Here is a 19,407-nt window from a genome sequence, read left to right as displayed (position 1 = left end):
CCGTCCCCGCCCATGCACAATCTGGATCGTCGTCGTTTCCTCCGCAGCTCCGGCATGGCCGCTCTCGCCATCTTCGGCGGTGGGGCGCTGGCCGCCTGCACCTCGGCGGTGAACCAGCAGCGGGGCGGCGGGGACGAGAACGCGCAGCCGGTGCGCGGGGGCACCCTGAAGTACGGCGTGCTGGTGGATCTGGTGCCGGCCAATATCCTCACCAATACCGGGACCACGCCGTATGTCGTCGGGCTCGTCTTCGAAACCCTGGTGCGCTACCCGCACGACAAGCTGGAACCGCAACCGCTGCTGGCGAAGACGTGGACGCTGGCGCCCGACGGGCAGTCGATCACCCTGGAACTGCGCGATGACGTGAAGTTCCACAGCGGACGCGCGTTCACGTCGAAGGACGTCGAGTTCGCGCTGCGGACCTACGCCGATCCCAAGTGGTCGGCGCAGCTCAAGAGCACGGCGGCCGCCATCACCGGATTCGACACCACCGATCCGCACAAGATCACGCTGACCTTCGCCCATCCGCTGGGCAATATCTTCGACCTGCTCGATACCGCGCCCATTCTGGACAGCGAATCCATCGAGCAGCTCGGCACCGGGGAGAAGATCATCGGCACCGGTCCGTTCCGGTTCGTGCAGCGAATCCCCAACTCGCAGCTGATATTCGAGCGAAACGCCGACTACCGGGTGCCGGGGCGGCCGTACCTGGACCGGGTCGAATTCACCGTCATCGCCGACAACAACGCACAGCTCAACGCGCTCAAGTCCGGGCAGATTCACCTGGCGGCCGATGGAATCACCTACCGCGATATCGAGAATCTCGCCAAGACCGACGGCTACCGCGCCATCACCTTCGAGGGTTCCGAGCTGCAGGTGTACGTCGGCGCGAACGTGCAGGATCCGGCCCTGTCGGATGTGCGGCTGCGGCAGGCCATCGCCTACGCCATCGACCGCGAGCGCATCATCACCGAGGTCTTCCGCGGTTCCGGGTATCCGGCGAATCTGCCGTGGCCCAAGACATCTCCCGCTTTCGACGAAACCCGCAACACCCGCTACGCCCGCGACACCGCCAAGGCGAAGCAGGCGCTCGCGCAGGTGCCGAAGCCGCCGAAACTGCCGCTGGCCTTCAGCTCCAATGTCGCCACCCATGAGGCGTCGGCGCAGATCGTGCAGGCCAATCTCGCCGAGATCGGCATCGAGGTCGAACTGGTGCCGACCGAGAGCGCGACCTTCGTCAAACAGCTGATCGGGGCGCAGTTCCCGGGCCTGTGGATCACCGATCACTCGTGGGCGCAGTTCGTGCCGTCCACGCTCACCGTCAGCGCCTATCCCTTCAATGCGCGCAAGAACGCCTCCAAATACGAGTCGCCCGCCTACGTCGCGGCCGCCGACGCCGCCTGGAAGCTGCCGCAGGGCACCGGGCCGGATGCGGTCCGGGCCTATCAGGCGGTCAGCGATCAGCTGCTCGACGGCCTGTTCCTCATCGAGATCGGCGTCCGCTTCCCGCAGGGCGCGGCCACCCGCAAGCTGCACGATCTCGGCTGGACCAAGCGCCGCGAGATCCAGCTCACCGAGGCGTTCCTGGCATGACCGCATATCTGCTGCGCCGCGTGCCGTCCGCGCTGGCGGTGCTGTTCGCGGCCTCGATACTGATCTTCCTGCTGCTGCGGCTGGTGCCGGGCGATCCGGCGACCACGCTGGCCGGACCGGACGCCACCCCGGAGACGATTGCCGCCATCCGCCATCAGCTGGGTCTCGACGCGTCGATTCCGGCGCAGTATCTGACCTGGCTGCAGGGCGTGCTCACCGGTGACCTCGGCCGCTCCTATGTGATCGGCGGGCAGATCGCCGATCTCATCGGGCGCGGGCTCACCAATACCCTGGTGCTCACCGCGTCGGCGCTGCTGCTGGCCGTGGTGGTGAGCCTGCTGGTGAGCGTCGCCGCCGTGCTGTGGGACAAGCGCTGGCTGAACGCGATTGTCGCCGCCGCGAATACGGTGGCCGTCTCGCTGCCGGTATTCGTGACCGGCGTGCTGCTGGTGCTGGTGTTCGCCGTCGCGATTCCGATCCTGCCCGCGGGCGGCGTCCCGCCGGACGGGTTCATCGCGCATCCGGATATCGCGGTGCAGTATCTGCTGCTGCCCTCCATCTGCCTGGCGCTGCCGGTGACGGCGGCGCTGACCCGGTTCCTCACCGAATCGCTGCGGACCGAACTGCGCAAGCCCTATGTGCTGACCGCGCGGGCGCTGGGCCTCTCGCATCGGGAGATCGTCACCCGCGGCGCGCTGCGCAATGCGCTGCCCACCATGCTGACCGTGGTCGGCATCCAGACCGGGCAATTGCTGGGCGGGGCGGTGCTGGTGGAGGCCGCCTTCGCGTGGCCCGGCATCGGGCAGCTGATCGAGCAGGGCATCAATCGGCGCGACTATCCGGTGGTGCAGGCGCTGCTGCTGTTCTCGGTGGCGGTGTTCGTGGCCATTCAGCTGACCACCGATCTCGTGCACGCCTACCTCGATCCGCGGATCCGGATCGGAGGACGATCGTGAGCGTTTCAGTGCTGCGCAGGGGGCAGGGACTGGCCGGGATCGTGCTGGTCGGCGTGATCGCCGCGGCGGGGCTCGCCGCCGGGCTGCTCGCGAAATACGATCCGCTGGTTCAGCTTCCGAACGCCAACCTGCTCGGGCCCAGCACCGAGCACTGGCTCGGCACCGACAATGTCAACCGGGATCTGTTCTCGCGGGTGCTCAATGGGATTCGCGTCAATCTGGTCATCGCCTTCATCGCGGTGCCCATCGGCGCGCTGCTCGGCGCGCTGGCCGGGCTGCTGGCCAGCGTGCACGCGGTCGCGGATGTGATCGCACAGCGCGTCTTCGACCTGATCCTGGCCTTCCCGGCGCTGATCTTCGCCATCGCACTGGCCGCCATCACGGGGCCGGGCGCGCACGCGGTGATCATCGTGATCATCGCGGCCGAGATCCCCGTCTTCGGCAGGCAGATTCGCACCGCGGTGCTGGCGGTGCGCGAGCAGCCGTTCGTGGAGGCGTCCGAGGTGATCGGCGCGGGCACCTGGTGGACGCTGCGAAAGCATGTGCTGCCCCATGTGATCGAACCGCTGTCGGTGCAGCTGGCGCTGTCCATGTCCATTGCCGTATTCGTGGAGGCCGCCATGAGCTTCATCGGCATCGGGGTGCGGCCGCCGGACCCCTCGCTCGGCTCGATCATCGCCGAGTCCCTCGCCGATCTGGACGCCAATCCGGCGTTCGCGGTGGGACCGTTGCTGGTCGTCTCCGGACTGACCCTCGGATTCCTGTTGATCGCCCAGGCACTGGGCCGCGCCCGGAGGATCGGATGAGCTCTGACGACACCGCACCCCTGCTCGACATCCGGGACCTGGTGGTGACATTCGGCGACCGGAGGGTCGTCGACGGAGTGAGCGTGCGGGTGCGGGCCGGGGAGACTGTCGCGCTGGTCGGGGAATCGGGATCCGGCAAGTCGCTCACGGCGCGGGCGGTGCTCGGCCTGCTCCCCGCCGGGGCCGCGGCCGCGGGATCCATCCGGCTCGGCGGCACCGAGATCGTGGGCGCGCCGGACGCGCAGTTGCGCCCGCTGCGCGGCGCCCGCGCAGCCATGGTGTTCCAGGAACCGCAGACCGCGCTGAATCCGGTGCAGAGGATCGGGACGCAGCTCGTCGCGGCCCTGCGGGCGCACGGCGCGATCGACAAGGCGCGGGCCCGTGCCCGGGCCATCGAACTGCTTGCGCTGGTGGATATTCCGGAGCCGGAACAACGCATCGACTGGTATCCGCATCAACTGTCCGGCGGGCAGAAACAACGCGTCGTGATCGCGCTGGCACTGTCGGGTGAACCGGATCTGCTGATCGCCGACGAGCCCACCACCGCACTCGATGTCACCGTGCAGGCCGAGATTCTCGAGTTGCTGCGAGATCTGCAGCGAAACAAGGGAACAGCCATTCTCTTCATTACCCACAACCTGGGCGTGGTGGCGGCCATCGCCGACCGGGTGGTGGTGATGCGTTCCGGGCGGGTGGTGGAAACCCAGCCGGTACACGATCTTTTTGTGAAACCGCGGGATTCCTATACTCGGGCATTGCTCGATGCCGTTCCGGCGCTGCCGGATTCGGGGGATGGCATCGAGCTGGTCGCCGCCGAGCCGGAGCCGGTTGCTGAACCGGTGCTGCGGATTACGGATCTGACCGTCGTATATCGGCGGCACCGCAAGGAATTCCGGGCCCTGCACGAGGTGTCGCTGACTGTTGGCCCGCGCGAGGTGATCGGTCTCGTCGGCGAATCCGGCTCGGGCAAGAGCACTCTCGGCCGCACGGCGCTGGGGCTGGTGCCGGCCACGGCCGGGGAGGTGGAGCTACAGGGAATCTCGCTGCGCGGGCTCGGGCGGCGCGAGTTGCGCGGCCTGCGCAAGCACGTGGCGCTGGTCCATCAGGATGTGACCGCCTCGCTGGATCCCCGCCGCACGCTGGCGGAGTCCATTGGCCAGCCCCTGCTGGTGCACCGGGCGGCCTCCGGCACGCTGCTCCGCGCCAAGGTCGGTGACCTGCTCGAATCCGTCCGCTTGCCGCGCGAGTACGCCGATCGACGGCCGGGTGAGCTGTCCGGCGGACAGCGGCAGCGGGTCGCGCTGGCCCGGGCGCTGGCCCTGGCGCCGCGGCTGCTGGTGGCCGACGAGCCCACCAGTGCACTCGATGTGTCGGTGCAGGCGCAGGTGCTCGACCTGTTCGCCGATCTGCGGGAGGAATACGGCTTCGCGTGCCTGTTCATCAGTCACGATCTCGCCGTGGTCAACCGGGTCGCCGATCGCGTGGTGGTGCTACGGCAGGGCCGTATTGTCGAGACCGGTCCCGCGAGTGCGGTTTTCCGCCGTCCGCGCGCGGAGTACACCCGCCGGTTGCTGGCTGCCGTGCCGGCGGCGTCGCCCGCCGCGCGGACACTCGCGCTGGGTGCGTGAGGGACTCCGGAACAGCGTCGGCACCAGCGGAAAGGACGCGATAGCCCCGGAAAAACTCGGCATGCATACCGCTCGGTCTTATGGGACGATTTCTCCTGCAGATACCGATAGGGGCATTCGGTGATACAGATAGGGACAGTCTTCGACGCAGAATCTCCCTGTCCGTTGTGGGAGTATCCACACCGAGTGTGAATGCGGCGGGGTCCAGGGGAGTTCGAGACCCGTCGCCGGAAATCTGAAGAAGGAGGACGGCGGTGGTCGCACATGCTGCGTACGGGCGTGATTTTCGAGGGTTGGAAGCGCCCACATTCGGTAATCTGCTCCGCCGCCTGCGTGATGACCGCGGAGTGTCGCGGGAACGGCTGGCCTTCAATGCCGGTGTAAGCGCAAGCTACATCACGCATTTGGAGAAAGGCGACCGTGGCAACCCGACCCGGGAAGTGGTCGAGGCGCTTACCAGATATCTCGATCGCCTCGATCCGCTCACCGGAGCCGATCGCCGGCAGTTGGGTGATTTGGCCGGACTCGGGCTGGACGAGTTGCCCACCGTCGACCAATTGCGCGCCGCCATCACCCCCGATATGGCGCAGGCGCTCACCCTGCACCGGCCGAATCTGGCCGCCTATGTCGATGTCCGGGCGAATGTCCTGGCCTGCAACGACAGCTGGGAGGACGCCTTCCCGGGCGCGGCCGCCGACGGCAATCTGCTGCGCTGGTTCTTCAGCAGCGAAACCGCCAAGCGCGTCATGGTGAATTGGGAATCCGATGTGCGGCAGGTGGTCCGCTGGATGCGCGGCCTCATGGGCCGTTCCGGCAATACCGCCGTATTCACCGACCTGATTCACGAACTCGGCCAATTCCCGAGTTTCCGACAGGCCTGGGCCGAGGGCGGCGTCGAGTTCGCCCCGCACGTGTGGACCCTGCACCTGCGCAATCCGGTGACCGGATTGCGGCGCAAGATCTACGCCCAGGCCGGCCGGCTGGATGGAATCGACTACCCCGGGCAGCTGCTCGCGGTCCTGGGACTGCCCGCCTGACGGCTCAGTCCGGTGGCGCGAGCCTGCCCTCCGGGTCGGCGCCACCAGATCGATCCAGCTGTGCCGCCGGCCGTCACAGTCGTGCGCATTGAGCTGCACGAAGAGCACGGGCAGCCCGAACCGCGCGGGCGCGCCCACCAGCACGGGCAATTCGTGGCCGCAATGCCGGCCGCCGTCGCCGGGTTCGAAGGGGTCCGGGTCGTCGTGCTCGTCACACCATGCGGGACATAGCAGGACCGTTCTCATATCGACCAATCTCTGACGCAATGCGTCCGCGAGGGCTGGGCCCCCTTCGCGCAGCCCTCGCGGACGAGCCCCCGGCCGAATACGGGCGGGGCGACTGATGGGCGGTGATGGAGCAATCAGACCATTCGGTGTTCGAGAGGGTAAAGACGCCGGACGCACGCCGTGCAGAGGGACCTCTGGCCAGTGGGTGGACCGGAGAATCAGCGGGATCCACGCTGCCGCTTGGCTTTCCGTGGTGTCCGAGGTCACACTCGGCCGCGCCGGGATCGCCCCCGGCGGGTATTCTGCAGGCCGTGAACGCCGGCCACTCTGTCTCGGGGGGAGTCGGGGCCGACCGGCTGCTGGCCCCCAATCTCGCCGATTTCGTCCGCACCCACCGCACCCGCGCGCGGCCGGAGCATCCCCGTGGCCTCAGCCGCCCGGTCCTGGCCGGCATCAGTGACGTGAGCGCCAGCTATATCGCGCAGATCGAGCAGCGGGAGAAGACCGCGCCCAGTCCGGAAGTGGTGGACGCCATTGCCCGCGCGCTGGCGTTGACACCGGCCGAGCGGCAGCACATGCACAATCTGTCCGCCCCGAAGACGCCGGGCCCGCGCACCCACGCGCCGCTGCCGGTGGCCGGTATGCGCGAGCTGATCACGGCCGATCTGCGCGCCGCCGCCGCGGATCTGAGCCCGCACCTGTCGGGCTACGTCGACGAGCGCTGGAATGTGCTGTGGGCCAACCAGGTCTACGACCGCGCCTATCCGCGACTGCTCGAGGTCGTGAACATCCTGGTGTGGTTCTTCCTCGTCCCCGAATCACGCCAGGTGATGATGGAGTGGGAGGATGAGGCGCGGCTCACGGTGAACTGGTTCCGCTGGCACATGGGCAGATATCAGAATCCGCAGTGGGCCCTGGATCTGCTCGACCGGCTCAGTTCCTGCGAGGCGTTCCGCACCATGTATCTGGCCGAGCGCGTCGATTTCGAGCGGCACCAGCCGTTGATGCACCTGCGCGATCCCGATACCCGCGAGCCCTACAGCGTGCGGGTGCGGATCACCGATGTCCCGGGAGTGGACGCGCCCTTCCAGTGGTTCATCGGCATCCGGCAGCCGTTCAACGGGCCGCCGGGGTTGCTTGCCGACTGAGGAATCCGCCGATCGCCGCATTGACCAGGTCGGGAGCCGTCCAGTTCGCGGCGTGCCCGGCGCCCGGAATCGTCACCACCGGATCGGCGCCGGGCAGTCCCGCCGCCAGCGCGGCGGATTTCTCGGCCGTGCTCGCCGCATCGGTCTCACCGCGCAGCACCAGTGCGGGGCAGGTGATCTCGGGCAGCCGATCCAGGATCGACTCCCGCGTCGTGAGACAGTCGGCGGCCGCTGTGATGGCGGAGCGGTCACTGGCGGCCCATTTCGCCCGCCACGGCGCTTGATCGGCCGCCGTGCCGCCGATCAGGCCCGGCGCCAGATTGTCCGCCAGCGCCGTGATCGGCACCTCCGGATTGGTCCAGGCGTCGAACAACCGGCGGTACTCGGCCTGCTGCTCCGCGGACGAGGCGCCGGCCTCGGTGTCCAGCAGGAGCAGCGCGCTGACCCGTTCCGGGGCCAGCAGGGCCGCCCGCAGCACCGTGTATCCGCCCTGCGACATCCCGCCCAGGATGGCCCGGTCCACGCCGGCGGCATCCATGACCGCCAGTAGGTCGCGGGCGGAATCCCAATAGGTGAACGAGCCGCCCGGATCGGTGACGGTGGTGCCGCCGTGCCCGCGGGCATCCCAGCACAGCACCCGGAAACCCTTGGCCTCCAAGTACTCCGCCTGCGGTGCGAACATCGACAGATCCATGAAGAATCCATGGCCCAACACCACGGCGGGCCGCGTCCGATCACCGGAATCGGTGTAGAACACGCGGGCCCCATCGGTACTGACGTACGGCATGGCCCGTAGCGTAGCCGCGCGTTCGGCCGGCTGTCGCGGCCCGGAAGGCACTCTGTGCAGAGGTCGTCCCGGGCCGGATCAGAAGTACCAGGGGTAGGGCTTCCAGTCGGTGTCGCGTTTTTGCAGGAAGGCGTCGCGGCCTTCGACGGCTTCGTCGGTCATGTAGGCCAGGCGGGTGGCTTCGCCGGCGAAGAGTTGCTGGCCGACGAGGCCGTCGTCGGTGAGGTTGATGGCGTATTTGAGCATGCGGATGGCTTGGGGGGATTTGCCGAGGATTTCGCGGTCCATTCCAGGGCGGCGTCTTCGAGGTGGTCGTGGTCGATGACGGCGTTGACCGCTAGTGAGATGGCGCGCTAGTCGTAATCGGGATGTATCCAATGCGGATGTGCCGCAGCGAGATGCGCATCGATGGCCGTTTCGACGCGCTCGCGCCAATCCGGATTTTCGAGGGTGGTGTTCTCATCGCGAAACCATCCGCACCCGGGTGTCGGGCACCGGAACCGATAGGTGCCGAAATCGTCGATTCGGCCCCCGAGGCTGACGCGTTCTCGCCGGGCATCTCCGATGTCGCCTTGTCCGGCGAATGCTGAAAGTTCGTCTGCCACGCGAACACTCGATCACAGATAGGCGCTCGCATGACAATTACAAACCGCGCGGTACATGATCTTGTGATCGGCGCCACTGTCGCCCGGCGCTGTTCTCCCTTGCGTTTCAGGGGATTTCATTCTTTCTCACCGCCTCAGGAGTTGCGCGAGGACAGGGGGTTGCCCGTAAGATTCAGCCGGGCCGAACCGTAACCCCCCCACGGCGGCGGCCCGGAAATACGGCGGTGAGTTCCGGCCTCGGGCCGGCGACCGCCGGTGATGTCGATGTCGCCGGGCCAACTCCCCCCTTCGCCCGGCGGCATCGCTCTTTCCGAATCACCCACGCAGCGGTATGAATTCCACCATTTCGCCATTGACGGCCGCGGGGGGCACGATGACCAGGCCGTCGCGGTCGAGCAGTCCCGCCAGGTGCGCGGTGCGCAGATTCGGGTCGCCGATCCAGCCGCCGCCGGGCTGTGCGCGGGCGGGCACGATTCGCGGTGCGGGTCCGGAGATCTCGGCGGCATTGTGCAGCGGGCCGGTGAGCGGGCGAGTCGGTGCGCCGCCGGTGAGGCCCTCCAGCAGCGCGTGAACCAGCGCCAGCAGCGTGGCGACGGCCGCATAGGGATTGCCGGGCAGCCCGAGAACCACCGGGCCGGTGGACAGTTGGGCCGCCACCGTGGAGCCGCCCGGACGCAACAGCAGGCGGCCGATGAGCAGCCGGGCGTCGGCGCGGTCGAGCGCGCCGCGCAGTTGATCGGCGGCGCCGCCGCCGGTGGCGCCGACAATGACCAGCAGATCGCAGTCGGCGGCCGCGGTGAAGACCTCGTCGAAGGCATTGTCGGTATCGCGCAGGTGCACGCGATCGACGGTGGTCACGCCGTATCCGGCGAGCAGGCCGGGCAGGATGGGGCCGAGCGAGTCGCGGGTCTGGCCGGTGTGCAGCGGGCCCTCGCTGCGAATCTCGTCGCCGGTCATGACGATTCGCGCCCGCACCGGGCCGCGGACCGCGGCCGTGCCGACCTCGGCGCCGGCGGCGACGGAGATGAGAGCGGCGGTGACCGGGGTGCCGGCGGGCGCCAGTTCGCGGCCGGGCAGCCAATCCTCGCCGCGGCGGCGGACATCGTCGCGAATCGGGGTGTCCGGCAGGCGATGCAGCAGGCCGTCCGCGCTGATCTCGACGAACTCGTCGCGGACGACGGTGCTGGTGCCATCGGGGACATGGGCGCCGGTGGCGATGCGCACCGCCTCCCCGGCCAGCAGGCCCACCGGGCGCTGCCCGCCCGCGAAGCCGATATCGCGGCGCAGTTGCCAGGGGCCGTCGCCGCTGACGGCATAGCCGTCCATGGCGGAGACGTCGAAGCGCGGCAGCGCCTCGGCGGCCACCAGCGGTTCGGCCAGCGCCGCGCCGCGCGCCGCGGCGAGCCGGACCCGGTGGATCGGCAGCGGGGAGATGCTGTGGCGCAGTACTTCCCGGGCCTCGTCGAGCGGCAGCGGCGCGGTGGCCCGGCCCGCGGCCGCACGGGCGTGCCGGACATCGTCGGGGGTATCGCAATCCTCGACCCCGCCCAGCGGGACCATGACCGTGTCCACCGGCACCAGCGCCTTCATCGGCCGGTTCACCAGGGAGTCCAGGCCGTTCAGCGCCGCGCTGAGCGCACTGCGCCGCCAGACGCCGACCAGATATTGCGGCCGGCCGCAGGCATCCGCGGCGAACACCGCGTCACTGCCGGATTCCTTTGCGTGCAGCAGCAATTCGCCGACGGTGCGGGCAGTGAGAAATGGCATGTCCGCGGCCAGCACCACGATCAGCCCCGCCGGGAATTCACAGCCGGACAGGGCGTGCAAACCGGCGGCGATGGCCGCCACCGGACCGGCGCCGGCCGGTATCTCCTGTGCCTGAAGAATTTCCGGCGGCAGCTCCGGCCGGTGCGGTCCGACCACCACCGTGCGGGCGCAGTCCGCGACCGCGGTCAGCGCCGCATCCAGCATCGATTGCCCGCCGACCACGATGGCGGGCTTGTCCACGCCGCCCATCCGGCTGGCGCGGCCACCGGCGAGCACGATCGCGTCGACAGTTGTCACGAGGCGGAAACAGCGGCGGGACACATCATGGTTGAAGATCGTAGTGGTGGATGTCCGGCAACCCTTCACGTGGGCGCATCGGGCCCGAATCCATGACTTGCTAAGCAATTGCTCGCCTATGCGTCGTTATGACATGTGTCGCGACACATAGTAGAAATGGTGATGTTTTTGACTTACCTGCAATGACATATGGCAGTATCCGGTGCCAGAGACAGGCGTTCCAGCGCGTTCCACTGTCCGGTACCGGGTAGTACTGGATCGATGAAGGTTGGTTAGCTGAATGTTTGTGGAGAGGGAACGGCGTGGTGCTGAGCGTGCAGCCTAATCGAGACTCGGATGAGCTCCAGCCGCCCACATTCGGCCTGCTGCTGCGTCGGCTGCGGGATGCCCGGGGAGTATCGCGCGAAAGGCTGGCGTTCAATGCCGGAGTCAGCGCCAGCTACATCAGCCATTTGGAGAAGGGGGATCGCGGCCATCCGACCCGGGAAGTGGTGGATGCGCTGGTTCGGTATCTGGACCGAATAGATCCGCTCTCGGCGGTGGAACGCCGGCACCTGCTCGATCTCGCCGGGCTCGGCGTGAGCGAATTCCCCACCGTCGAGCAACTGCGCGCGGAAATCACCGATGACATGCGGCGCGCACTGGATCTGCACGAACCCAATCTGGCCGCGTATGTCGATACGCGCTGGAATGTGCTGGCCTGTAATGCCAGCTACCGCAAGGCCTTCCCGGGGCTGGAAGAGGATGTCAATATCCTGCGCTGGCTGCTGGGCAACCCGCTCTCGCGCGAGGTCATGCCGGAGTGGGAGGAAGAGGTCCGGCTGACCGTGCATTGGCTGCGCGGGCTGATCGCCGGATCCGGCGACACCACCTGGTCATTGGATTTCCTGGCCGAGCTCGGGCAGTTCGCCCTGTTCCGCGAATTGTGGGACGAGGGCGTCGCGCTCTATGGCCGGCCCACCCCGACCATGCACCTCCGCGACACCATCAGCGGCCGGTGCAGCGCCATCGCCGTGCAGATGTTCAGCGTCTTCTGCGCGGCCTACCCCACCCAGATCCAGATCTACCTCGGCATCCCCACCTGGTGCGCCGATCCGCACGGACCGGGGGCGTCGCGACCGTCCCCGGACGAATAGGCCGGCCGGGCACGGCCGCTCCCGTATTACCGCGTGGGCCGGAGATTACCGCGCGGCCTGGACGCCGCGCGCCGCACGGCCTTTCGTCCACGGGGCAGACAGCGCCTGGGTCAGGGCATTGCCCGGCCGGGCCGTGGCCCGGCGCACCAGCCGGATCAGCAGTGGCGCGACCACGTCCGGATGCGTCCACGCCGCAGCGTGACCCGCGCCCGGAATGGTGACCACGCCGTCCGCGCCGGCCAGGCCCGCGGCCAGGGCGTCGGATTTCTGCGCGGTGCTGGAACCGTCGTAGCTACCGCGCGCCACCAGTGCGGGAGCGGTGATCTCACCCAGGCGGTCCAGGACCGAGCGGCGCTCCATCAGGCACTGCGCGGCCGCCCGGATGGCCTGGCGGTCCGAGGAATACCAGCGGCTGGTCCACGCCCGCCACTGCCGCGGATCGGTGCCGCCGATCAGTTGCGGTGCCAATTCGGCGACCAGCGGGGCCATCGGCTCCGGACCGCACCAGCGCTCGAAGAATTCGCGATACCACGCCAATTCGCCCGGGGTGCATTCCCCGGCCTCGGTATCCAGCAGGGCCAGGCCCTGAACGCGTTCGGGGGCCAGCAATGCCATTCGCAGTGCGGTGTATCCGCCCTGGCTCATTCCGCCGATGACGGCTTTCTCGACGCCGATCTCGTTCAGTACGGCGAGGCAGTCCTGCGCCATATCCCAATAGCTGAACTGTTCCCCATCCGGTGACTGCGTGCGTCCGTGACCGCGCGCGTCGACTGTTACGAGATTGATACCGGCCGCTGCCAGAGGTTCGCGCATGGGTTCGAACATGGATTCGTCCATGAGAAAACCGTGGGCGAGCAACAGGGTCGGACCGGACGTGTTACCGGCAACGAAATGAACTGTGGCTGAGCCAGATCGCACATAAGGCATGGTCAGACCGTAAAGGGTGGAACTGGCCGCTTCCTAATATTTGCCGCATCGGTGCCGGACACCCTTCCGTGCTGTTCCCGACGGGTACCAACACTGGCCAGTGTCAGTACTGCTAGGGGTTTGCTCCAGATTGCCTGAGAGCTGGACAACGTCAGGGTTCGGCATTTGTAATCAGGTCGTGGCGCTTTCGCGACAAGCGCAATTCCACAGGGAGGAAACAATGTTCGACGTCACCGCTGCGACCCGATCCAACGACTTCCGAGTCGATCAAGGAGCAGGACTGCGCGATTCGCTGGAAGGGCTCTTACTGCACGACGGCGTCGGCCTGGATGCCCGTATGCGGCATGCCATTGCGGCGGTCGTCCATCTCGCCGTCGACGCGCCGCTCGGCCCGCCGGAAGATGCCGAGGAATTTCTCGGCCGGCTCGACGCCTCCTGGCTTTTCGCCGCCTGGAATGACAGCGATACCGAATTGTCACTGCTCAACACGCTGGCGTGCGGCGAGGTTCCCGCACTGTCGTGGTGCGAGCTCATGTTCACCACGGCATTGGCGCCGTGGTCCTCCACCCCCGCCGCGGTGCACGCCCGCCGCGTTTTCGTCTCCGGCGATCAGGCCCGGCTGGCCGCCGTCGGCAGCGATTGCTCGATGCTCGGCCGCGCCTGATCCCTATTGCGACGTAGTGAAGAGGTGGACGACGTGAAACTGCTATTCACCAATTTCGACGCGATGTTCGAGACCTTGGCCCGCCGGGACAGTTTCGAGCCCGAGGCCTGGCATCAGCGGGCGCTGTGCACGCAAACCGATCCGGAGGCGTTCTTCCCCGACAAGGGCGGCTCCACCCGCGAGGCGAAGCGGATCTGCGGGTCCTGCGAGGTCAAGAAGGAATGCCTGGACTACGCGCTCGTCCACGATCAGCGCTTCGGCATCTGGGGCGGCCTCTCACCGCGGGAACGGCGGCGCTACGACCGCGGCGCGGCCTGATCGGCGGCCGGCCGCAGCAGGCAGAACTCGTTGGTCTCCGGATCGGCGAGCACCACGATCGGACCATTGGCCTGCACGGCGCCCGGATCGATCGGCAATGCACCCGCCGCACACAGGCGGGCGGCTTCTTCCACGGGATCATCGGAAGGGAAGGCGATGAGATCGAGGTGCAGCCGGCTGCGTTCGCCGAGCGCTGCGGGCGTCCGCAGGAATTCCAGCCACGGCCCCTGCCCGGTCGCCGACCGAATACCGGCATAGTGCGGATCGTCGTGGGTAATGGGCCACCCCGCCGCCGTCGACCAGAATTCGGCCAGGCGTAGCGGATTCTCGGTATCCACCACGATGGCGGCCACCGCGCCGGTGTCGACGTAGTGCTCGCGCGGCTCCAGGACGCAGAATTCATTGCCCTCGGGATCGGCGAGCACCACCCAGGGCACGACGCCCTGGCCGATATCCACCCGCCGCGCGCCCAGGGACAGGGCGCGGTCGATCTGTAGTCGCTGATGGTCGATCGACCGGCTGGCCAGGTCCAGATGAATGCGGTTCTTCGCGGACTTGGCCCGCCGGGCCGGCAGGAAGGTGAGCGCCACGTCCAGCCCGTCCGGATCGGGCGCGGCCACGTCCACTTCCTCCGGGCGGTCCACCGTCACGTCCCAGCCGAGCAACTCGGCCCAGAACCGGGCCACGTTCCTCGGCTCGATCGCATCGAAGACTACGCACGCCAGCCGGGTGGACATCCATCCACGGTAGCCGCCGCCCGGGTGCCCGCGGGCCGGGTTTCACGAACCGAATCCCCGTGTTGCCGAGCACTAGCTGCGGCCCTTCATCCGAAACGTGTGAGCCCGCCCGCGCCGGCCGGTCCTACGGTCGTCGCTGGTATCGATCCATTCGACCGGCACGCTAGGAGAATCCGATGGCAGGGACCTTGACCGTGTGGAAATTCCCGACGACCACCGGCGCCGAGTCCGCACTCGCGACGCTGGAGGAACTGCAACGCGAAGAATTGATCACCGTGCGCGACGGAGCCGTCGTCACTTGGCCCGAGGGCGCCAAGAAACCCAAGACCCGGCAAATGCGCACCGGCACCGGCATGGGCGCGCTCGGCGGCGCATTCTGGGGCCTGCTGTTCGGCCTGCTCTTTTTCATTCCGCTGCTCGGTGTGGCGATCGGCGCCGGCCTCGGCGCACTGACCGGCGCCATGGCCAATATCGGCATCGACGACGGCTTCATCAATCGAGTCAAGGAACAGATCACCCCTGGCACCTCGGCGCTGTTCGTCCTGACCTCGGACGCGGTGGCCGACCGCGTCAAAGAACGCTTTCCGGGAGAAGAGGCGGAGCTGATCGCCACCAATCTCTCCTATGAGCAAGAGGAAATTCTGCGCGAGGTCTTCGCCGAGTAGATGTCGTCCGCGCGTTCGGGAGTGGTGCTCACCGCGCTCGCCGCCGGCCAGTTCCTCATGACGCTGGACAGTTCGGTCATGAACGTGTCGATGGCGCACGTGGCGGCCGATCTCGGCACCACCATCACCGGAATCCAAACGGCCATAACGCTGTACACGCTCGTCATGGCATCGACCATGATCACCGGCGGCAAGCTCGGCGGTCTGCTCGGGCACCGCCGGGCGCTGGCCGGGGGCCTGATCGTCTACGGCGCCGGCTCGTTCACCACCGCGCTGGCTCCGAATCTCGGTGTGCTGCTGCTCGGCTGGTCGGTGCTCGAGGGACTCGGCGCGGCGCTCATCATGCCCGCCATCGTGGCGCTGGTGGCGGGCAACTTCCCGGCCGGAAAGCGCACCGCCGCATACGGTTCGATCGCCGCGGCCGGCGCCGCGGCGGTGGCGGCGGGACCGCTCATCGGCGGGGCGGTGACCACCTTCGCGTCCTGGCGCTACGTCTTCCTCGGCGAGGTCGTGCTGGTGGTGATCATCCTGCTGGCGGTCCGGCGGATCGCGCCGGTCGCGGCGGAACCGGGCCGGCTCGACCCGCTCGGCTCGCTGCTGTCGATGCTCGGACTCGGCCTGATCGTGTTCGCGGTACTGCGATCCGGGGAATGGGGCTGGGTGCGCGCCGCGCCGGGCGGGCCGCACTGGTTCGGCCTGTCGCCGGTGATCTGGCTGCTGCTGGCCGGATTGGCGGCGCTCTACGGTTTCCTGCGCTGGGAGACCCGGTGCGCCGCGGGCGGCCGCGATCCGCTGCTCGATGTGGCGCTGCTGCGCAATCGGCAGCTCACCGGCGGGCTCGGCATGTTCTTCGCGCAGTTCCTGGTGCAGGCCGGGGTCTTCTTCGCGGTACCGCTGTATCTGTCGGTGGTGCTCGAACTCAGCGCGCTGGAAACGGGATTGCGGGTGCTGCCGCTGTCCGCGGCGCTGGTGCTCGCGGCGCTGGGCATTCCCAAGGCGTGGCCGGATGCCAGCCCCCGCCGTACGGTGCGCGCCGGACTGCTGCTGATGAGCGCCGGAATCGTAGTGCTGGTGGCCGGTCTCGATCCGGGCGCGGACGCGCGGGTGGTGACCATTCCCATGCTGCTGCTGGGCCTCGGGCTGGGCGCGCTGTCCTCCCAGCTCGGCGCGACGACGGTGTCGGCGGTGCCCGATACCCGCGGCGACGAGGTGGGCGGGTTGCAGAACACCGCGACCGGCCTGGGCGCGTCGCTGGGGACCGCCCTGATCGGCTCGGTGCTGATCGGCACGCTGACCACCTCCGTACTGGCCGATATCCAGAACAATCCGGATATCCCCGACTCGGTGCGGCAACAGGCCACAACGCAACTGGCGCAAGGCGTTCCGTTCGTCTCCAATACCCAGTTGAGCCGATCCCTGGCCGCCGCGGGGGTGTCCGACGCCACGGCGTCGGCCCTTGTCGAGATCAATACCGACGCCCGCTTCGACGCCCTGCGCACGGCGCTCTCGGTCACCGCGGTGCTGTCGGTGGCGGCCCTGTTCGGGACGGGCCGCCTGCCCCGCCGGATCCGCGCTGCCGCAGCTGATTCCGGCGCAGCGTGACCGAGGTGGTGAGCAGCCGCAGGGCCACGCCGATCAGCACCAGATTGCCGATCATCTGAACCAGCACCACGGCCCGGGCGGGCTGGGTGACGGCGGTGATATCGCCGAAGCCCACCGTGGCGAAGACGGTCACGCAGAAATACAGGGCGTCGAGGCGGGTCAGCGGTTCGCTGAAATTGCCCGGATCATAGTTGGCCAGTGCGTGATACACCGTCGCGAAGCCCACCAGGTACAAGCCGAACACCGCGGCGAAACCCTCGACCGCCTGCGCGATCGGATACTCGGCGCGCAGCACCCGGCGGACCTGCCACGCGCACAGGGCGCCCACCGCCAGCGCGCCCGCGACCAGCAGCAGCACGGTGCGCGGTCGGTCCCACCGGGCGAACGGCAACAGGAAATAGGCCAGCAGCAGCACCGCGGTCGTGCCCACCGGGCGCAGGATCGAGCGCCGCAGCGCCCGCCGCCGGCTCGATGCCGGCTCGTCTTGCGAAGCGCCCCTGCGGATCACGCCTGCGACGCTACCCGCGTCGGCAGCCGGGCGATTCATCCCGCACGGGTGACGGCCGGCGTGGCGGACGGTGCCACGGTGTTCTCACATCCGGCCCGAGGACAAGGAGTTTGCTCGTGGACCACTACCCGCCCATCGCCGACCACGGCCTCATCGGAGATTTGCAGACGGCCGCGCTGGTGGCCACCGACGGCACCGTCGACTGGATGTGCCTGCCCCGCTTCGACGGACCCAGCGTGTTCGGGGCGCTGCTGGACCGCGATCGGGGCGGGCACTGCCGCATCCGGCCCGCGGAGAGCTACCGCAGCACCCAGATGTACTTCCCCGACACCGCCATTCTCATCACCCGATTCATGACCGAGACCGGGACCGGCGAGATCGTGGATTTCATGCCGCCCATCACCGCTCGCACCCCGACCGACAATCACAAGCTGGTGCGGATGCTGCGCTGCGTGCGCGGCCGGATCAGCTTCGAACTCGAGCTGGCGCCGCGTTTCGACTACGGCCGCCGGCCGCACACCACCCACATCCTCGAGGACGGCGCGGTCTTCGACGGCGGCGAGTTCGGGCTCGTCATGCACGCGGTGCGCGAACCCGGGGACACCCGCCTGGCGCACATCCAGGCGGTGAGCGGCGGGCAGCTGCGCGGCTCGATCACCTTGACATCCGGGCAGATTCGCGGCCTGGTGCTGGAGTCGGGCGCGGCAACGGCGCCGCGCTCGATCCGGGTGGCCGAGATCGAGGAGATGTTCGCCGAGGCGGTGCGGTTCTGGCATTCGTGGCTGGCGCAGTCCACCTACCGGGGGCGCTGGCGCGAGATGGTGCACCGGTCGGCCATCACCCTCAAGCTCATGACTTATGCCCCGACCGGCGGCATCGTGGCCGCGCCCACCGCCGGACTGCCCGAGCAGATCGGCGGATCGCGCAATTGGGACTACCGCTACACCTGGATCCGGGACGCGTCGTTCTCGGTGTATTCGCTGCTGGCCCTGGGCTTCACCGAGGAGGCGGCGGACTTCGCCGGCTGGCTGCGCGATCGCTACCGCTCGCACGGTGGGCCATTGAAGATCATGTACCGGGTGGACGGTTCCTGGGACCTGCCGGAGGAGACGCTCGGCCATTGGGAGGGCTACCGCGGATCGGCGCCGGTGCGGATCGGCAACGACGCCTCCGGGCAGCTCCAGCTCGACATCTACGGCGAAATGCTCGACAGCATCTACCAGGCGGACAAGCGCGGGCTGCGCATCGGTCACCGGGGCTGGCACGATGTGGTCGAACTGCTCGACTGGCTCGCGGACAACTGGGACCAGCCCGAGGAGGGCATCTGGGAAACCCGCGGTGGCCGTGCCGATTTCACCTACGGCCGACTGATGAGCTGGGTGGCCTTCGACCGCGCGGTGCGGCTCGCCGCCGAGCACAGCCTGCCCGGCCCGGTGGAACAGTGGCAGCGGCATCGGGACCGGATCTACGACCAGCTGTGGGAGCGCGGCTGGAATCCGCACCGGCAGGCCTTCGTCCAGCAGTACGACTCCGATGTGCTGGATTCGTCGCTGCTGCGCATGGCGCAGGTGGGGTTCGTGGCGCCGCGCGATCCGCAGTGGCTGTCCACCCTGGACGGCATCGCCGACGAACTGGTGACCGACAGCCTGGTCTACCGCTACGACCCGCTCGCCTCGCCCGACGGGCTGCGCGGCACCGAGGGCACCTTCTCGCTGTGCACGTTCAGCTATGTGAATGCCCTCGCCCGCGCCGGGAAGCTGGCGCAGGCCCGGCTGGTGTTCGAGAAGATGCTGACCTACGCCAATCACGTGGGGCTGTACGCCGAGGAGATCGACCTCACCGGCGAACAGCTCGGCAACTTCCCGCAGGCGTTCACGCACCTGTCGCTCATCGACGCGGCCATCGCGCTCGACCACGCCATGGACTCCGGGCAGCCGGCCGATGAGGGGCTGCTGGTCGGAGCGGGCTCGCCGCTTCGCGGTTGAACACCGCACCGGT

The 19,407-nt window shown here is 68.3% G+C and carries 18 protein-coding genes and 1 pseudogene; 13 read left to right on the top strand and 6 right to left on the bottom strand.

Features of this window, described 5'->3' with window-relative positions; translation table 11 throughout:
* Positions 1–12: 12 nt before the first annotated feature.
* From ACYQ5L_RS31140 to ACYQ5L_RS31115, 6 genes are all read left to right on the top strand, one after another.
* Positions 13–1,593, top strand: a complete 1,581-nt coding sequence (locus ACYQ5L_RS31140; protein WP_459961787.1) for an ABC transporter substrate-binding protein — start codon at positions 13–15, stop codon at positions 1,591–1,593.
* Positions 1,590–2,549, top strand: coding sequence for an ABC transporter permease (locus tag ACYQ5L_RS31135; protein WP_459961786.1), 960 nt, complete (start codon positions 1,590–1,592; stop codon positions 2,547–2,549). Before ACYQ5L_RS31140 ends, ACYQ5L_RS31135 begins: the two co-directional genes overlap by 4 nt.
* On the top strand, positions 2,543–3,355 hold the full coding sequence (locus tag ACYQ5L_RS31130; RefSeq protein ID WP_459963593.1) for an ABC transporter permease: 813 nt from the start codon (positions 2,543–2,545) through the stop codon (positions 3,353–3,355). Before ACYQ5L_RS31135 ends, ACYQ5L_RS31130 begins: the two co-directional genes overlap by 7 nt.
* Positions 3,352–4,983, top strand: a complete 1,632-nt coding sequence (locus ACYQ5L_RS31125) for a dipeptide ABC transporter ATP-binding protein (RefSeq protein ID WP_459961785.1) — start codon at positions 3,352–3,354, stop codon at positions 4,981–4,983. Before ACYQ5L_RS31130 ends, ACYQ5L_RS31125 begins: the two co-directional genes overlap by 4 nt.
* Before the next feature lie 254 nt (positions 4,984–5,237).
* A complete protein-coding gene (locus ACYQ5L_RS31120) occupies positions 5,238–6,020 on the top strand; it encodes a helix-turn-helix domain-containing protein (RefSeq protein WP_459961784.1) in 783 nt (260 codons plus the stop codon).
* A gap of 539 nt (positions 6,021–6,559) precedes the next feature.
* On the top strand, positions 6,560–7,396 hold the full coding sequence (locus ACYQ5L_RS31115) for an MmyB family transcriptional regulator (protein ID WP_459961783.1): 837 nt from the start codon (positions 6,560–6,562) through the stop codon (positions 7,394–7,396).
* Here ACYQ5L_RS31115 and ACYQ5L_RS31110 read toward each other — a convergent pair.
* Positions 7,365–8,183, bottom strand: a complete 819-nt coding sequence (locus tag ACYQ5L_RS31110) for an alpha/beta fold hydrolase (RefSeq protein WP_459961782.1) — start codon at positions 8,181–8,183, stop codon at positions 7,365–7,367. The genes ACYQ5L_RS31115 and ACYQ5L_RS31110 overlap by 32 nt on opposite strands.
* Positions 8,184–8,261: 78 nt before the next feature.
* Positions 8,262–8,521, bottom strand: a pseudogene (locus ACYQ5L_RS31105) (enoyl-CoA hydratase-related protein); the annotation flags it as partial.
* Positions 8,522–8,566: 45 nt separating this feature from the next.
* Between ACYQ5L_RS31105 and ACYQ5L_RS31100 the strand changes: the two are divergent.
* Positions 8,567–8,773, top strand: a complete 207-nt coding sequence (locus ACYQ5L_RS31100; protein ID WP_459961781.1) for a hypothetical protein — start codon at positions 8,567–8,569, stop codon at positions 8,771–8,773.
* Between the two features lie 330 nt (positions 8,774–9,103).
* Here the strand turns inward: ACYQ5L_RS31100 and ACYQ5L_RS31095 are convergent, their stop codons facing one another.
* The gene (locus tag ACYQ5L_RS31095; RefSeq protein ID WP_459961780.1) at positions 9,104–10,852 is read right to left on the bottom strand and encodes an NTP transferase domain-containing protein; all 1,749 of its coding nucleotides are present in this window, start codon (positions 10,850–10,852) and stop codon (positions 9,104–9,106) included.
* Between the two features lie 314 nt (positions 10,853–11,166).
* Here ACYQ5L_RS31095 and ACYQ5L_RS31090 point away from each other — a divergent pair, with 314 nt between their 5' ends.
* Positions 11,167–11,988, top strand: coding sequence for a helix-turn-helix transcriptional regulator (locus ACYQ5L_RS31090; RefSeq protein ID WP_459961779.1), 822 nt, complete (start codon positions 11,167–11,169; stop codon positions 11,986–11,988).
* A gap of 45 nt (positions 11,989–12,033) precedes the next feature.
* On the opposite strand, the gene ACYQ5L_RS31085 is transcribed toward ACYQ5L_RS31090, so the two are convergent.
* The gene (locus ACYQ5L_RS31085) at positions 12,034–12,915 is read right to left on the bottom strand and encodes an alpha/beta fold hydrolase (protein WP_459961778.1); all 882 of its coding nucleotides are present in this window, start codon (positions 12,913–12,915) and stop codon (positions 12,034–12,036) included.
* Positions 12,916–13,135: 220 nt separating this feature from the next.
* On the opposite strand from ACYQ5L_RS31085, the gene ACYQ5L_RS31080 reads away from it, so the two are divergent.
* Positions 13,136–13,579 carry a hypothetical protein gene (locus ACYQ5L_RS31080; protein WP_459961777.1) on the top strand — a complete coding sequence of 148 codons (444 nt, stop codon included), beginning with the start codon at positions 13,136–13,138 and terminating at the stop codon, positions 13,577–13,579.
* A gap of 33 nt (positions 13,580–13,612) precedes the next feature.
* Positions 13,613–13,897: a WhiB family transcriptional regulator gene (locus tag ACYQ5L_RS31075; protein ID WP_459961776.1), complete on the top strand. Its 285-nt coding sequence runs from the start codon at positions 13,613–13,615 to the stop codon at positions 13,895–13,897.
* Here the strand turns inward: ACYQ5L_RS31075 and ACYQ5L_RS31070 are convergent.
* Positions 13,876–14,634, bottom strand: a complete 759-nt coding sequence (locus ACYQ5L_RS31070) for a VOC family protein (RefSeq protein WP_459961775.1) — start codon at positions 14,632–14,634, stop codon at positions 13,876–13,878. The two genes, ACYQ5L_RS31075 and ACYQ5L_RS31070, sit on opposite strands and share 22 nt — an antisense overlap.
* A 176-nt stretch (positions 14,635–14,810) precedes the next feature.
* Between ACYQ5L_RS31070 and ACYQ5L_RS31065 the strand changes: the two genes are divergently transcribed.
* Both ACYQ5L_RS31065 and ACYQ5L_RS31060 read left to right on the top strand, forming a co-directional pair.
* The gene (locus ACYQ5L_RS31065) at positions 14,811–15,299 is read left to right on the top strand and encodes a DUF1269 domain-containing protein (protein WP_459961774.1); all 489 of its coding nucleotides are present in this window, start codon (positions 14,811–14,813) and stop codon (positions 15,297–15,299) included.
* Positions 15,300–16,901 (top strand): MFS transporter, encoded by a 1,602-nt coding sequence (locus ACYQ5L_RS31060; RefSeq protein ID WP_459961773.1) that lies wholly within the window; start codon positions 15,300–15,302, stop codon positions 16,899–16,901.
* On the opposite strand, the gene ACYQ5L_RS31055 is transcribed toward ACYQ5L_RS31060, so the two are convergent.
* Positions 16,810–17,409 carry a potassium channel family protein gene (locus tag ACYQ5L_RS31055; protein ID WP_459961772.1) on the bottom strand — a complete coding sequence of 200 codons (600 nt, stop codon included), beginning with the start codon at positions 17,407–17,409 and terminating at the stop codon, positions 16,810–16,812. The two genes, ACYQ5L_RS31060 and ACYQ5L_RS31055, sit on opposite strands and share 92 nt — an antisense overlap.
* Positions 17,410–17,525: 116 nt before the next feature.
* On the opposite strand from ACYQ5L_RS31055, the gene ACYQ5L_RS31050 reads away from it, so the two are divergent.
* Positions 17,526–19,394 carry a glycoside hydrolase family 15 protein gene (locus ACYQ5L_RS31050; protein ID WP_459961771.1) on the top strand — a complete coding sequence of 623 codons (1,869 nt, stop codon included), beginning with the start codon at positions 17,526–17,528 and terminating at the stop codon, positions 19,392–19,394.
* Positions 19,395–19,407: the final 13 nt, after the last annotated feature.

The organism is Nocardia sp. IFM 10818, from assembly GCF_054655275.1.
The sequence above is the reverse complement of the archived record's forward strand: the minus strand, read 5'-3'. Positions and strand labels throughout refer to the sequence as shown.

What these genes read in the sequence shown, in the direction of transcription:
- ACYQ5L_RS31135 (WP_459961786.1), top strand. Translation starts at nt 1,590, where the DNA reads ATGACCGCATATCTGCTGCGCCGCGTGCCGTCCGCGCTGGCGGTGCTG.
- ACYQ5L_RS31125 (WP_459961785.1), top strand. Translation starts at nt 3,352, where the DNA reads ATGAGCTCTGACGACACCGCACCCCTGCTCGACATCCGGGACCTGGTG.
- ACYQ5L_RS31060 (WP_459961773.1), top strand. Translation starts at nt 15,300, where the DNA reads ATGTCGTCCGCGCGTTCGGGAGTGGTGCTCACCGCGCTCGCCGCCGGC.
- ACYQ5L_RS31070 (WP_459961775.1), bottom strand. Translation starts at nt 14,634, where the DNA reads ATGTCCACCCGGCTGGCGTGCGTAGTCTTCGATGCGATCGAGCCGAGG.
- ACYQ5L_RS31110 (WP_459961782.1), bottom strand. Translation starts at nt 8,183, where the DNA reads ATGCCGTACGTCAGTACCGATGGGGCCCGCGTGTTCTACACCGATTCC.
- ACYQ5L_RS31085 (WP_459961778.1), bottom strand. Translation starts at nt 12,915, where the DNA reads ATGCCTTATGTGCGATCTGGCTCAGCCACAGTTCATTTCGTTGCCGGT.
- ACYQ5L_RS31065 (WP_459961774.1), top strand. Translation starts at nt 14,811, where the DNA reads ATGGCAGGGACCTTGACCGTGTGGAAATTCCCGACGACCACCGGCGCC.
- ACYQ5L_RS31080 (WP_459961777.1), top strand. Translation starts at nt 13,136, where the DNA reads ATGTTCGACGTCACCGCTGCGACCCGATCCAACGACTTCCGAGTCGAT.
- ACYQ5L_RS31140 (WP_459961787.1), top strand. Translation starts at nt 13, where the DNA reads ATGCACAATCTGGATCGTCGTCGTTTCCTCCGCAGCTCCGGCATGGCC.
- ACYQ5L_RS31100 (WP_459961781.1), top strand. Translation starts at nt 8,567, where the DNA reads ATGTGCCGCAGCGAGATGCGCATCGATGGCCGTTTCGACGCGCTCGCG.